Origin of the sequence: Candidatus Arsenophonus triatominarum, from assembly GCF_001640365.1 — a bacterium.
GTDB classification, from domain to species: Bacteria; Pseudomonadota; Gammaproteobacteria; order Enterobacterales; family Enterobacteriaceae; genus Arsenophonus; species Arsenophonus triatominarum.
This window is the reverse complement of sequence record NZ_LWMI01000026.1, coordinates 1-13624: the sequence shown is the minus strand read 5'-3', so window position 1 is coordinate 13624 and position 13624 is coordinate 1. Positions and strand designations below refer to the sequence as shown.

18 protein-coding genes and 5 pseudogenes are annotated in these 13624 nt (G+C 40.6%); 4 read left to right on the top strand and 19 right to left on the bottom strand.

Annotated elements, in window-relative coordinates:
- Nucleotides 1-18: 18 nt before the first annotated feature.
- From AYJ55_RS34880 to AYJ55_RS19540, 17 genes and pseudogenes are all read right to left on the bottom strand, one after another.
- Nucleotides 19-141: a hypothetical protein gene (locus AYJ55_RS34880; protein ID WP_281181200.1), complete on the bottom strand. Its 123-nt coding sequence runs from the start codon at nucleotides 139-141 to the stop codon at nucleotides 19-21.
- Nucleotides 138-674: a hypothetical protein gene (locus AYJ55_RS19615; protein WP_063657682.1), complete on the bottom strand. Its 537-nt coding sequence runs from the start codon at nucleotides 672-674 to the stop codon at nucleotides 138-140. Before AYJ55_RS19615 ends, AYJ55_RS34880 begins: the two co-directional genes overlap by 4 nt.
- Nucleotides 640-1314, bottom strand: coding sequence for an anti-CBASS protein Acb1 family protein (locus AYJ55_RS19610; protein ID WP_063657681.1), 675 nt, complete (start codon nucleotides 1312-1314; stop codon nucleotides 640-642). Before AYJ55_RS19610 ends, AYJ55_RS19615 begins: the two co-directional genes overlap by 35 nt.
- 8 nt (nucleotides 1315-1322) lie before the next feature.
- Nucleotides 1323-2051, bottom strand: a complete 729-nt coding sequence (locus AYJ55_RS19605; RefSeq protein ID WP_063657680.1) for a DUF1073 domain-containing protein — start codon at nucleotides 2049-2051, stop codon at nucleotides 1323-1325.
- Nucleotides 2051-3652 (bottom strand): annotated as a pseudogene (locus AYJ55_RS29855) (terminase large subunit). Before AYJ55_RS29855 ends, AYJ55_RS19605 begins: the two are co-directional and overlap by 1 nt.
- Before the next feature lie 162 nt (nucleotides 3653-3814).
- Entirely contained in the window at nucleotides 3815-4414 is a 600-nt protein-coding gene (locus AYJ55_RS19590) for a hypothetical protein (protein ID WP_063657649.1), read from the bottom strand.
- Nucleotides 4415-4674: 260 nt separating this feature from the next.
- Nucleotides 4675-5115 (bottom strand): tyrosine-type recombinase/integrase, encoded by a 441-nt coding sequence (locus tag AYJ55_RS19585; protein WP_245677469.1) that lies wholly within the window; start codon nucleotides 5113-5115, stop codon nucleotides 4675-4677.
- Nucleotides 5112-5666, bottom strand: a complete 555-nt coding sequence (locus tag AYJ55_RS19580; RefSeq protein ID WP_063657677.1) for a hypothetical protein — start codon at nucleotides 5664-5666, stop codon at nucleotides 5112-5114. The genes AYJ55_RS19585 and AYJ55_RS19580 overlap by 4 nt, the downstream gene beginning before the upstream one ends.
- 6 nt (nucleotides 5667-5672) lie before the next feature.
- On the bottom strand, nucleotides 5673-5870 hold the full coding sequence (locus AYJ55_RS19575; protein WP_063657645.1) for a hypothetical protein: 198 nt from the start codon (nucleotides 5868-5870) through the stop codon (nucleotides 5673-5675).
- On the bottom strand, nucleotides 5867-6439 hold the full coding sequence (locus tag AYJ55_RS19570) for a hypothetical protein (RefSeq protein ID WP_063657676.1): 573 nt from the start codon (nucleotides 6437-6439) through the stop codon (nucleotides 5867-5869). The genes AYJ55_RS19575 and AYJ55_RS19570 overlap by 4 nt, the downstream gene beginning before the upstream one ends.
- A gap of 170 nt (nucleotides 6440-6609) precedes the next feature.
- Entirely contained in the window at nucleotides 6610-7059 is a 450-nt protein-coding gene (locus AYJ55_RS19565) for a lysis protein (protein WP_063657600.1), read from the bottom strand.
- Nucleotides 7026-7510 (bottom strand): annotated as a pseudogene (locus tag AYJ55_RS19560) (lysozyme). The gene AYJ55_RS19565 and the pseudogene AYJ55_RS19560 overlap by 34 nt, the downstream one beginning before the upstream one ends.
- A complete protein-coding gene (locus AYJ55_RS35225; RefSeq protein ID WP_342668188.1) occupies nucleotides 7470-7604 on the bottom strand; it encodes an HP1 family phage holin in 135 nt (44 codons plus the stop codon). The pseudogene AYJ55_RS19560 and the gene AYJ55_RS35225 overlap by 41 nt, the downstream one beginning before the upstream one ends.
- Nucleotides 7605-7791: 187 nt before the next feature.
- Nucleotides 7792-8427, bottom strand: a complete 636-nt coding sequence (locus AYJ55_RS19555) for an ATP-binding protein (protein WP_162505763.1) — start codon at nucleotides 8425-8427, stop codon at nucleotides 7792-7794.
- Nucleotides 8428-8830: 403 nt separating this feature from the next.
- The gene (locus AYJ55_RS19550; protein WP_063657675.1) at nucleotides 8831-9208 is read right to left on the bottom strand and encodes a hypothetical protein; all 378 of its coding nucleotides are present in this window, start codon (nucleotides 9206-9208) and stop codon (nucleotides 8831-8833) included.
- Nucleotides 9209-9418: 210 nt separating this feature from the next.
- A complete protein-coding gene (locus tag AYJ55_RS19545) occupies nucleotides 9419-9685 on the bottom strand; it encodes a hypothetical protein (protein WP_187153339.1) in 267 nt (88 codons plus the stop codon).
- Between the two features lie 115 nt (nucleotides 9686-9800).
- Nucleotides 9801-10103 (bottom strand): hypothetical protein, encoded by a 303-nt coding sequence (locus AYJ55_RS19540; protein ID WP_162505749.1) that lies wholly within the window; start codon nucleotides 10101-10103, stop codon nucleotides 9801-9803.
- Between the two features lie 1571 nt (nucleotides 10104-11674).
- On the opposite strand from AYJ55_RS19540, the pseudogene parM reads away from it, so the two are divergent.
- The 4 genes and pseudogenes from parM to AYJ55_RS19525 all read left to right on the top strand — a co-directional run.
- Nucleotides 11675-12069: pseudogene (gene parM, locus AYJ55_RS36410) on the top strand (plasmid segregation protein ParM domain-containing protein); the annotation flags it as partial.
- Complete coding sequence (locus AYJ55_RS36405; RefSeq protein ID WP_425393831.1) at nucleotides 12070-12282, top strand: hypothetical protein; 213 nt, start codon at nucleotides 12070-12072, stop codon at nucleotides 12280-12282.
- Nucleotides 12283-12407: 125 nt separating this feature from the next.
- A pseudogene (locus tag AYJ55_RS36400) lies at nucleotides 12408-12626 on the top strand (recombinase); the annotation flags it as partial.
- 1 nt (nucleotide 12627) lies between these two features.
- Nucleotides 12628-12972, top strand: coding sequence for a hypothetical protein (locus AYJ55_RS19525; protein ID WP_063657671.1), 345 nt, complete (start codon nucleotides 12628-12630; stop codon nucleotides 12970-12972).
- 140 nt (nucleotides 12973-13112) lie between these two features.
- Here the strand turns inward: AYJ55_RS19525 and AYJ55_RS19520 are convergent, their stop codons facing one another.
- Complete coding sequence (locus AYJ55_RS19520) at nucleotides 13113-13406, bottom strand: hypothetical protein (RefSeq protein WP_063657670.1); 294 nt, start codon at nucleotides 13404-13406, stop codon at nucleotides 13113-13115.
- Nucleotides 13403-13624: pseudogene (locus AYJ55_RS19515) on the bottom strand (HU family DNA-binding protein); the annotation flags it as partial. The gene AYJ55_RS19520 and the pseudogene AYJ55_RS19515, both read right to left, overlap by 4 nt.

Sequence of the window (13624 nt, the reverse complement as noted above, 5' to 3'; positions counted from 1 at the left end):
CCGTGGCTTTTACATGATCTAGGCGCTTGGGTGTTGCCCTGCGCCGGTATGTCGCCAAATCCCCTCAGTTATCCCCAGCGCATGCTGTCTCACTGCCGCCAAGGCAGAATTCGCTTTTCGGTTCTGGTCACGGGCAATCAATTCCGCCTTCTGGCAGTTACGCCAAACTGTTGTCCCAATGTTTTTTTAAGCTGAGCTAAATCACCTCCCCGCGAAACAGACTGGAGAACCACGGATTCAACGTTAGTGAAATAGCGTTGGGGGATGGATTTAATTAATGACACGTTCTCCGCCACAATCGCTGTCACCGCATTGTGCATGTCGCGCGTCATTTTGAAATCAATCGCAAACCCCTTATCGACCAGCTGCTTTTTAAGGGGCACATCCACATTACCGGCTGCTCGGTTAACGAAGGTTTTTGCCAGATCGTCGGATAAGGCAGTGAATTTCTTTACCCAGCGGGCAGAAAGCGCGCGGAGCGTATTCCTTATCATTGAGGCGGGGCTGGCGTCGTAAGCAAGAGAATTTTTTGAAAAGGAAGTTAAAATTTTGGCGGTGACGTTTTTATGCATCCTGGTAATCTGGCGACGTAATTCACGCTGATACCAAAGCTGTATCCCTGCATTGGGGAGTGAAGGTTTAAGTGTTTTCTCCTTCTTTTTCGTCTGTTTCATCTTCGTTTTCCTGCCCGTTCATGAAAGCAAAACCACTCTTCGGATTATTGATAAGCCATTGAGCGACATCCATCGTCGAAATACATGAACTCGTTGCTAAATTAGCCAGCATTGAAGCGTTATTGAGATTTATCTCCGACATTTCCTTCTCGGTTAGCTCATCGAGTGGGTTAAAGGTGAACGTAATTTCGGGTAATAGCTGCCCAAATTCCGCTATAAACAGGTAATCCAGCATTTGCTGTATCATGGGGCGAATATTGCGTTCCTGAATACCGGAGATGGTTTCGTGCCAGACATCGATTTCACCCTGCCCGTTTGCATTCAGTCCCGCGGGCGCATTGCCAAGCAGCTTAATCACCGGCATCCGTGAGGGAATACACAGTTGTTCCTGATAGTTTGAGGCGATTTTCTCAAGATCCGTCATCGGTGTATTGATCTGAAAAAACTCTTCCTCCGTATCTAGCGCCAGTACCCCGCGATTGTTTCGGTAGTTGGTCATGATATCGATGCGGCGTTTGAATTCGCCTGGATTTTCCATCCGTTTTTCCATATCAGTTTTTAGACCCGCCAGCGTAAAAGCCTTGACAATTTTGGGTATCTCATCGCGGATAGTTTCCCACGCCTTGACATAAGGCTCCATTAGCTGGATCAGTGATAAGCCCCAAAGTTATAGGCAGGTTTCAGTATCTGTGATACCGGACGCGTCACTAGGTCAATAAATCGGGAGGCGTGGATGGTCTGCCCATAACAAACCACGATGAAGGCTGATAAAATCCGGCTCCCACGGTCTGAGCGTGTTATACATCGCCGGATACATCCAAATAGGCTCAATAATACGAAAACCGCGAAATTTATCGCCCACTTTTGCTCTGTCTTTAAAGAGCGGATTGCGCATTTCATTCTCATCGGCGCCATGTCAATATAGATATGCGCTATGCCGAACAGACAATCATGCAAAACGGCCTGATGGATCATATCCTGAAGGCGATATTTCACGATTACCCCTTCCACCTCATTAACGAGGTCCTCATCATCGGATGAGGATTTTACGGTTAACCAATTGCGCGTAACCTCGTCAGCAAAAATCGCGGCAACATTGGCGTACTCGGATTGCTGCGCTTTCATGGCCAACATCGGGTATCCCTGAAACCCACCATACAAACAATCACTCCCGAATGCATTCAGGGTTTCATACGGGGTGGCATCATTCGCCAGCGCGTCCGCTCTCTTTGCTTCGGGTATCACGCCTGCGGGAGGGGCATAGGGTTTGAATTCGTAGACTGGCTGCTCACTGACCGGATACATATCGATATCAGAGATGGAAAATAGCTTTTTCCTTTCAGGCTTAACGTCCTTTTTCCTGTTTCTTTTGTTCATTAGAAAAATGCCTCGTCGGGAATGTGAAACGGTTTAGGAACGGGGGAAAAAGCCATAATTAATGAATCGGCCATGTTGGGTGAAGCGATGCCCGTTTTTTCATGTCTTTTTTGCTCTCGACTTTCACCCGTCCATTGTTGTCGTAATCCACCCGAGGACGGGATAATTCAGCTTTCAGTACGTCAAGTTCTTTTATGCCTGAACTGAGACTGATTAACAGGCCATCGGTAAATTGATTGATGAAACGTTTGTCATCCGGATATTTTTCCAAATGCATGATACACCGCCAGGTATTAAAAAAACGGTCTCGGACGCCCACCAGGCTTGCGCCTTAATATTCGCGAACATATCTTTATTGGTTTTTCCCGCCACATATTTTGCGTCAGGTTTAAAGACAGCCCCACCCGCGTTGAATCCGGTTGCGGTGATATGACATGTCCGTCGTAGATGCGCTTTCACCCCTGCCCCTACCCCGATGGAGTCATAGATGATTTCATCGGCATGGACTTCCTCAGCATAGTTTTTGACTCGGTTTGCTGAGCTGATCACGTCGCCTTTACTCCACTGCTGGCAATCCGTGACAACCGATCCGTGTACAAACGTGAGGGCGTTGCTGTCATCGCCCTCATCTGCAACGTCAAAACCGAGTCGTTTAGCCCCGTTGTCAAAAACCCCAGTTTGATATGGGCATCAATGGCCGCCTGTACCCATTCGGCGGGAATTAAGATACCTTCAACAGACGCCTGATAGTTCAAATCCAGTTCCTGCGCCACAATGACCGGATTATCGATTTTCAGGCACTCTTTTTCGTACCATTGTTCATCTTTACGGGGGTCATTGCGCCAGTGAAAGGTAAACACCGGAATACGTCCACTGTGGCGTTTTTGGGCAAAAGGATTGTCCATCCATTAACCGAACTTAAGTCAATGCGGCAGCGGGTAGTTTGCGATAGGGCAGCATCAATCAATAGCGGACGAGGCAAAAAGGCGGCTTCGTCGACGAAATAGAGTGTCGTCCGGTCACCCCGTCCAATATTGTCCCCGCTTCACCCTTGATAATGGCGCCGGTGTTTGGAAATTGACCCGCATATAAGGCGCGTGTTTTTTCGCTACCCAGCCTCCCCGAAACTCTTGCGGTAAAGTTTCAATAAACTTACGGGCTTTCCAGAACAACGCTTTCGGGTCACCGGTGCTGTCAACATACTCTTCTTTGCGGGAGCCAAAGCCAATTACCATCTCTTTATTAAAGAGACATAAAGCGCATGCGAGTGCAATTGACGTCCAGCTTAAGCCCATTTCGCGGCTTTTTTCGGTAATACCGTTTTCACGTCCTTTCCAGCGTGTCATTATCCAGTCAATCCATGCTTCCTGTTTCGGGAACAGCAAAAAAGGAATAGTCACCGGTAACCCGTAATCGACATTTCGTGGGTCTGTCGTCATGCCCCAGTCAATAATAAACTGCGCGGGATTATCCTTATAAAATCGGGTTAATCGTTTAAAACTTTCCGGCTGCTGGCGTAACCGTTGTAGACGCTCATCGCGCCACTCAAATACCTTAAAATAATCTGGTTTTTTAAAGTCAAAAGGAAAAGGTAACGGCATAGGAATTTGTCCGGAAAAAAGCGACTCAAAAAAATATTTTGCACATAAACGTGTACATAAAAATACAAAAAATGGGGTTAAACTCATATAATCAATTGATATTAAATAAATATTTAAATTTAATATCATTTATAACATAAATAAGTAAGCGATTTTAACCCTTTACCCCATCAGTTTTTGGTACGCTTCTGCGGCCTCTTCTAAAGTCATTTCTCGAGTAATTGCATTTTGCGGTAGTATATCTTCTGGTATAGGGCTACCTTGCAATTGCTTAATTTCCAGTAATAAGGTAGTTGGTATAGGAATGCCTTCTATCTCTAAAAATTGCGCGGCCTCTAGTGAAGTGATTTCGGCTGATTTTTTTCGCTCGAGTATCGATCTTAAGTATTCTTTTTGTTGATGCTTTTCATCGTTAAAGAAGACTTCATTGATCCCCATCTTTTTGTAAACGGCAATATCATTGTGACTAGGCAATACTTCTTCTATCGTTGTCGTTTCGCCGTCTGCCGTGGTTTTAATAATTTTGCGTTTTCGGATTTTGGTGTTTTGCCTTGCTGTTTCTGCTAGCTCTTTTTTCAAAATGTCGGCCGCATGATGAAAAGCATGATCAAATTCGTAATAATCCTTTCGCCAATTTCTAATCGTTTTTTCATCCACATGCAGCCATTTTGCAATGAAATGATTTGATACTTTGCCTTTCACCAAAGACAGGTTGATCACGTCATCAATATACGCTTTTTTATATTTAGCTTTCCCTGACATGACAACCTCTTTTTAACCTTTGTGCAACATTCGTAAAATTAGCCATTTTGGGTGCGGACTTATTTTGCGGAAGTATGCGAAAAAAATCCCTCTTCATGCGTTGTTATTATTAGGTTTTCCAATTTTTCAAAATGCGGAAGTATGACTGCGGAATTATGCGTTTTTGGCTATTCTGTAATTTTTTACCTGAATCCCTTTGATGTAAAGCAATTAAGGTTTTAACCCCATTTACCTTAATGATTAAAAAATGAACGCAAATGTTAAAAATTTAACTCAAAAATTGACCCTGAAAATCGACCGTAAATATTTGAGGTGGTCTCAATGTTTTTATGACCCAGCATTTTAGAAATAACATGAATATCATTCCGTTTTTTGATAAGACGTACCGCTGCAAAATGCCGTAAGTTATGAAATTTCCCAATCCTGAATTTTTCCAGTAATTCCTTAACAATTCCTGTCGTACTGTAATTTAACGACAGTCTTTTCACTGATTGACTGACAATTAATGGTTCATGTAACCCAAACTTGTTTTTATCCAATAGCGACAATAACCCTTTTGGCATCGGTAACAATCGCTGAACGTCAGCTTTTAAGCCTTCAATAACACCGTTTCGTGTTACATGTTTTGAGATATTCAAATATTCCCCTTGAATATCGCTATAATCCAATGCCAATATTTCGCTTATCCGAAGCCCAATCACCGATGCCAAGATGAAGGCAATCTTTTCTCTGACGGCGCTTCTTCAATCATCCTATCCACATTCTCAAACGCCGGAATGAAAATAGGCTTTTCCCCTTTTCTTTTCAATTTTGGAATTGGACTGACACCAACATTTCGCATTGCTTTCAGCAGCAAATAGGCAGAATGCAGATGTTTAAGCGTATTTTCCGGTAAACCGTTAAATTCACTCGGGCGAATATTCAACGCCATTTTTGCTTGCAACGTTTCGTCAATCGAAAACAAGGCATGTTTAATCGTATCGAGCGAACTTTGCCGTAAATGCCCCGTTTCACACTGAAAGACCTTTTTCCCCACATAAAACTGAATCAACTTGCGAAGATGCCAATCTCGGCATTGCTCTTTTTCTTTTGCCATCATCGCCAAAAATCGCTCAGATTCGCTCAGAAAAAGAAAATGGCAAGCAGCTTCCCGCGTTTTAAAGCTTTTATGAAATCGTCCTGCTGGATTTTCGTAATGCACACGAAAACCCTCGCTATCATGGCGAGTTTTGACTTGTTTAATTGAACTCATTTGCGATTATCGCTTTGTTGTTAACCTGGCCACAATTTTTGCTTGATTAAGACAATCTTCTATCATCTTGCCTCTTCTACTAGCTGGCTGTTTGCGATAATAGCGGATGGCTTCACGGGTGGCTAAGCTGGCGACAGAGGTAGAAAAGCCCAGCTTGATTAACTCGGCCTTAACATTGGCTTCGATGAATTGCTCAGGAGTCATCCTTCTAACCTCATGCTTCCACCAATTAAATCAAGGGGGATTTGAGATAACTCCATTACTGTTTTTTCAGCTTTTTTAAGAATGGGTAAATCATCTTGACGCTTACGTAATCGACGACCAGCATCCGAAGAGTCTTTATCAGACTCTTTTCTGGCTGTAGCAACAATATTTTGTAATTGCTCAATAGTAAAAGCTAATCCTTTATTTTCTTCCAACTCCGTCATGTAGTCATAGATTTTAGCCTGTAACTCATAGCTGTAACTCATTGCCATTAGACAGGCTTCACGTTTTGGAAATCGGTAAATTTTTCGAATAGACTGGGCACCGTTTCCAGTGGTGAAAATATCATCAGCTAAAAATTTAGCAGATGTTTCTCCAAGAACTTTGGGTACTTTTGCCATAAAATTATTGTGCTGTAACTTGCGATATTTTTTGCAAGGAAACGTTAATCTCTCTGCTTCCGCTTTTGATTTCCGCTCCGCATTAATATAGTCCACCATTTCCAGACTGGTCATTGTTGGCATTTCTGTTACTAAAAAATTGTCATTTTTAGTTGTTACTAATTTCATCGTACTTTTCCTTATAGAAAATCGAACCTGCGCGCACAGAACAGCCGCCCACAGAAAAGCACCATTTTAAACGGCGTTCTTCAGGCTCGACTTTCTATAAGGTTCTGTGTTTTATTGATGCGCGTGCGTGGCGCTGAGATTGTTAAGATTTGAACGTGCCAATGACCGATTCAGTGACACTGTGTTTTGATGTACTGCTGTAGATATTCCGTCTGCTTTTCGTTCTCAGCTATCATCGCTCTGAGACGGAAATAATCTTCTCGAGCTGCCTTACTAAGTTGTGGGGTGGCTTCATTATGTCGGCTCTGGGTGGTAGCGGTTTTGGGTATTGGACACACGGCATTGACGTGCAACTGCTTAGTGCCAGCACGAACAGCATCATTGAGCTTAGCAATTTCAGCTTTGGCATTATTTAATTTCTCCGTGTGTTGAATATCGAGTTGGTGCAAAGAATCAATCTTTTGCTGCTGTAATTTCACGGCTTCAATTTGTGCGCGATATTGCTGTTTTAATGTTTGGTAGTTTTGCCTGATGGTTTGATAACGGGAGTTGATAAAAATAAGTGAGAGAATTAACCCTGCAATAATCACTCCGATAAATGAGTAAGGTCGCCATAACATATTACGCTCTCAATTTCCCGACGGGTAATTAGCCCTTTCCAGACTTCGCCTTTCACATAAACCCACCGCTTCATCTCATCACATGCCCCTTTTCGGTCATTGTTGTTGAGCTTTTTGAGCAAGGTCGATTTGGCAAAATTACCCACGCCCACGTTATAAGCAAATGAGTAAAGGGCTGCCTGTGTTAGCGTGTTGATATTGACCTTAATCAACGGGTCAACATAACGTTTAACGGCTTTTAAATCGTCATTAAGCACTTATCGCAGTCTTCTTGCGTGTACATCCGGTTACGCACAATATCCTTGCCTGTATGACCATAACAAACAGAGAGTACACCACCTCCATCGAAGTAAGGTTTAAATTTTAATCCTTCAAAATGCGTTATCATCGTTGAGGCTAAAAACAACGCACTACCGCCCGTTGCCATCAATATTTTTTTCGGTATCTTCATACTGACGTTCCTTGAGTCTGTACTCCTTTTTGCGGTAGTACACGTTGATAAAAAATGTCCCTATCGTGCAGACAATACCATCACAGCTACCCACTGCTCAAGGGTAAAAAAATCAAAAATCGTTGTCATGACTCCCCGAGGTGGTCATGATGCCCCACAGATAGGCGGCAGGTGTTGAGTATTTTTCAGACATGCGCATATACCCTCGTTGTTGAGGGTTCCATTGCTTTGAATTGATTGGATTTGAGTAGTGAAACTCAGTGATTTAAAACTTTTTTTCGTTATTGAATTTTACGGCGGTAGCTTGACCAATTGAAATTTAACCAAAGCCCATTGCTCATCATCATTCTATCGATGACTCTATCGCCCAAAAATTGCCGAATTTGTTCACTGTTCAAGTTCGTGAGCATGCCAAGCGGTTTTTTGTGTGAAGTCCGCTTATCAACCATCTGATTTACAATAATCTTCGTATTCTCGCTATGCTGATACTGAATACCGATTTCGTCCAAGATCAACAAATCAACTTTGCAAAGTTCATCTAGCAATTGTTGTTCTGTCAATGTCGTATTTTTTTCGTAGGTTGCTCGAAAACGCATCATCAAATCCGCAATGGTAATACACAATACGGATCGCCCTTTGCTCATGAGATAATGCCCTATCGCTGCTGCAAGATGATTTTTGCCTGTTCCGCATCCACCGCTAAAAACAAATCCGCCAAATCCCACTCCAAAATTCTTTGCAAAGGCGACGGATTGGTTCAACGCATTTTTCTGACCGGCGTTGAAAACGCGATAATTTTCAAATCGGCAATGTGCATGCAACGGGGCGATACCCGAGCGCCCAAACAAGTTTTCTATCCGGCGTTGCTTGCGAAAAATAGCGTCTTGCAAACTGGCTTCTTCGGATATTTTTTGCATTCTTGCCAAATGTTCTTCCCAGCTACAGGCAATTGGCTTGATATTGGGCGGCATGATTTTTTGCAATCGTTGAATAATATTCATAGTTTTTTCGCAAAAAACAGATTAACCGTTAATCACCACAAAACCTTCGGGATTACTTGGGCGTGTTGTGATCTCGTTGATGAGACTATTTCGCTGATATTTTTTTTGCTCAATCCACGAAACCTCAAAGCCTTGCCAGTTTCTAAGCATGCATTCAGCCAGCACGTTATCGGTGGAATATCCTAGTTCATTGGCTTCGTTGACTGCTGTCGCCAGTCGGTTCAGGGCGGTTTGTGTCAGTGGCGCTTTTTTGTTTTTGCGGTGTTGAAGATAATCATCCCAAACTGATTCACTGGTTTCTGCTCAAACAGGGACAAATTCAGTTCAGATTTTTTCGTGATGATCTTAGTTTTGGGTAGCGAAATACCTCCGCAACTACCAAAACACCATCTTGCAGATAGTCTTCTGCTGTGGAAGATTTCCGCAGTAAGATTATCCCTGATTTCAGACAGGCTAGTTTAGCGAAAGATTTTTCTCTGGGAGAGCTTGCGTCGATTTCAATGCCACATTGGTTGCCGTGCTTGTCACTCACCAGCAAATCAACTCTGCCAGAACGACAATCACCCCGTTCCTGTACTCGAAACTCCCTGTTGCACTCGAAACCAAGTCCGATAATTTTTTGCTCAACGGCTCGATGTAGCTCATCGGCAGACTTGTCGACAAACTCCTGAAATTCACCACGCAGCGAATCCGCCAAAATTAGCTTCAAGTCAAAATTTTGAGAAGGAAGGGTTAGGATGGTTTTATATATTTCTGTAATCTTTGTAGTAATCTCTTGATCAAACGAACTCGATAATGTCGATTCCCCGAACTCGACAATGTCTACTTCGGAGCTCCATTTTCTCCATCTCGCGAAACTCCCTTTTTTGAGTTGGCGAAATTATCCAGAATTTCATTAAGCTTACCTTCATCCAATTTTGTAATATGTTTTATGTTCAAGCCGTTTTTCTGTAACGAGTAAAACTCCAATTGCGACTAATTTTTTTATTGCTGTTCGTTGTTCGTCATGTGTCAATCCGGTTTCTTCTTCAAGATCATCTCGAGTTTTGTAAACTCCTAATTCAGAATTAGCTTTGTCCTGCCAGTAAAATATTTGGGAAAAAAGAATTGCTGCGGTTAATCCACCAAGCGGTTTGGCTAAATTTGGATAATACGCATGTGGATTACCTATCAATCGTAATGTAGCGGCACTTTTCACTCATCACTCCCGTTATTGAATTTTTGAGAACGATTTCATATAAAAATGAGAAAATCATCATATGAAAAAACGTGTGATTTCCCTGGGGGGGTTAAAGTAGATTTGAAGAAAAATAATTTTTAATTATAAAATAGGCGTCAATGCGCGCTCTTTGTTCGATGATTTTTTGTTTTTGTTGTTTTTTGCGGTAATTCATAAACAGATTGGCATAAACCACAATCTGTCGTTGAAAATTCTGTAATTGCTGGCGTGGATTTCGTGTCGCCAAAACGCTTTTTGAGTTCTTGATTAAATTCACGTTCAGCGTCTTTCTTGGCAAGAAATTCAATTTTCCTGATTTCTCGCCTGATTTTTGCATTACTCTTACTTTCTTTAAAATAATTTCTTGGGGCATTTTCCCTCCTGAGCGCTATATTTTGATGTTTCTGAATTTCAGATGATAACAACCCCCGTAAAAACGAAGAGTTAAATACGATTTCCACAAATCGAATGAATGTGGATAACCGTGTTATTGAATAAAAAACACCAAAACAGAACACACAAAAACGGCATTCTGTCCTCTGCGACTCGCAGAGAGGAAAACCCAAATTGTATAAAGAGCAAATGCTGTGCAAAAGACAGCTAAAAATAGATTTTACAATTGTAAGTCTAAAATTAAATTTGTCAAATAGTTGATCAAATTCAATAACTTAAATAAAAAATAAACTGATCAAAATCATAAGTTACGATTAAAAAATAATCGTATTTTTTAAGGTTGGATGATTGAATTTTTCAGCGATAATTTAGCAATTTTTGTTGCGTATATTTTGCTCTGCTTCGCCTATCAAACTTCCATTTCCACCTTCAACATCAAAGTGGTAAATCAGCCCTTTTTCGGTGAATTCTTGCTTTTTCAATTTCACGATTTTCAAGATTTCGTCGTTGTGAAAACGGACATACCTGCTTGTAACCGCCGAAAGGTTGTTCTGTATTTGTTAGCTTGAATCATGATAAATTCCCCTTGTTTTCGAGCGAAAAGAACTAGAAATATCAGAACAATTCTTATTGTTTATAAAAAAGGGAATATGCTCCGTTGTTGCTACATATTCCCTTTGGGTGTTTACTTGATTCCAACTCGTGTCTGGAAATCAGAAAAATAAAAAAACAAATATAGTTATTATTGTAGTTCCCTAGTGTTGGCCAACTGGCCTATGAAATCTGTTTGCAAAAGCCCATTTTCTCGGGGTTTTTCATTATAAAATCCGGTTATCTTTTATTTGTAATATCTAAAACGTACTCGTACATCAGCATTCCCTCATCCAACAAGAGAAACAAAAATCTAGGCGCCAGATTTGGAATTGAGATCGGGTGGCAGACTGAATGGGGTTAGTACTACCGGACAAAGTGAACGGCGAGCCTTTCGGCTCCCCCATCCAGCCAACCATAGAAAGTGGCGTAGGAAGTGTGCCGCATAATACTTCATGCCGGTCTTGATTTCATCACGGGGCACTGCGCTATCGATGATGGGCATCTTAAACCACTTGTAGATTTCCTTTCCATACTTGGCATTATTTTCCCACCCAATAACTGGTGTCATGCTGGTTGATTACTACATTTTGAAAACGAGCAGGAAATTCTAGACGAAACTAGAGAAAAACGGATATTACCTTCTGATTCAGATACTCCTTTAATTGGCTGGTCTGCTATTTTTGCTTGTATTGCTGGCACACTTGTCGGCGTATTCTTCAACTTCGGCATCCCCTCGTTGAATTCTATTCTGATGGCTGGAGTGACTTATTGGATTTGATGATAATAACAAGAAAAAAAAGCATCAAAAACTCATAAAGTAATATAAAATTCAAATTTTAATGACTATTTAGCAGCAAAAATGATGCTAAAATTCATAAATTATATTGCTGAATGTATTTTTTCATCTAAAATGACAATTATTTGATGCAAAAAAGATGAGGAAAACATGAAGTTTTTATCGATGATGGCTCAACGAATATAAAATTAATTTGGCTAGAAAATGATGAAAAAAAAGTAGCTATTGTTCCAACCAGTTTTAAGCGTGGCTGGGTCGCTGACATTGGTAACGATGATATCGTTAATTTTTTAATTGAAGGTGAAAATATTCTTTTGATAAATTGGATATTCGAAATATAACAACCAATAACAGCGAGTGGCAATATAGCCTGATAAATACTGTCGCCATTCATCATGCTCTATTGCAAACTAGCATTATTCCTCAAGAAGTTGATATTACTGTTACTTTGCCATTGGCAGAATATTATGACGAAGATAATCAGATAAATTTTGATAATATAGAGAGGAAGAAAAAAAACTTAAGAAAAATCGTATCAAACAATAAAAATTTTCCAATGTTTTCTTTTAAAGAAATATCTGTTAAACCTGAATCAATACCTGCCGGATTTGATAAATTGATTGATATTCCAGAAACACAATCAATGTTAATTGTCGATATAGGTGGGACTACGTTAGACATTGCTCAAATTAGCGGAAATATGTCAGGGGTTGTTAATTTAGCTGGTGATTCTGATATTGGTGTTTCAATAATTACACGTGAAAATTAAACGTATATTAGAAACACAAACACTTGTGCTTCAAATTACATTGCTGATCAGTTCATCATTAATCGCCACAATAAAGAATGGCTCAAAAAAAATACAAACGATCCAAGTAAAATAATACCGTTGTATCAGCTATTAATCAAAATATAAAACGATTATCTGATCGAGTTATCGAGTCAGTGAGTCTTTTTAGTGGTTATTCATATGTTCTTGTGATAGGTGGTGGCGCTCCTATAATTTCTGATGCTTTAAAAGACCATACAAAAATTATACCAGAGCGTTTTTATATGTCAGAAACCCCACAGCTAGATCTTGTTAACGGACTTTATTTAATGGGGAGAAATTAAGGTGAAAAATAAAAATGTCCGTAGATTTACTTTATCACTTTCTGAAACTGATCAATCAGAAGCATGGCTAATAAAACACTTGAACAAATCTGATAAAATCAACAAAGAATGCAAACGAGCTTTGCTGGCCGGCTTTGCTCTTGATAAGGCATCACCTAGGCTCGTTGATATATTATCTCGGCTTTTAGGAGATGATATAGAGTCACAGCAAATAAAAGAGCTAGTTTATTTCCTTGCTAATCAGGCCAATTTACCAAACAACAATAAAACAAATGATTATTCAACAACTTCAACCAATAATTACGATATAGCATTGAAAAAAAGTAAATCCTTCATGGCAGATTGATTACTTTATGTTGAATTAGCCAACTTTCGCAGTTGGCTTTTTCTATTTCTGAAACCTGAAAACTCAAAAGTTGCTATAACGCATTGTGGGCAACGATAAATTTTTAGACGTACGAATTTACGTTTTTTCGAGAAAATCTCTCATAATTGATTACAGGACGTTTTAGAGGGTATTCTGACTCTTCTTTCTGTCTTCTTTAGCACTTCAATGAAGACTTGCTCGAATTCGTCATTTTTGGGTAGGTCTTTGATTGAGGATATATTTCTGACGAAAAAATCGGGTTCAATGCCTAATCGTCTTGAGGCTTCAAAACCTCGCTTGACCCAATCCAGCGGCAAAGTGTGCTCATGGGCTAATTCCTCTGCCCAATGCCAATCAAACTGTTTGATTTCATCTTCACGCAGAATATGAATTGAACTTGCGTCATAGGTCATGAAATTACTTCACCGCATCTTTTGAGATTTTGACCTGCTTTAAAACTCGGTACATTTGCAGCAGCAATTTTAAGTGGTTCGCCTGTTTTTGGGTTTCGCCTTCCCTAGCTGCTCGTTGCTTAACCTGAAAACTACCAAAGCCAATGAGTTGTACGTCATTGCCGGATTTCAAAGATTCTGTCACAGATTCTATGAAAGCGTTAATCGACTTCTCTGCG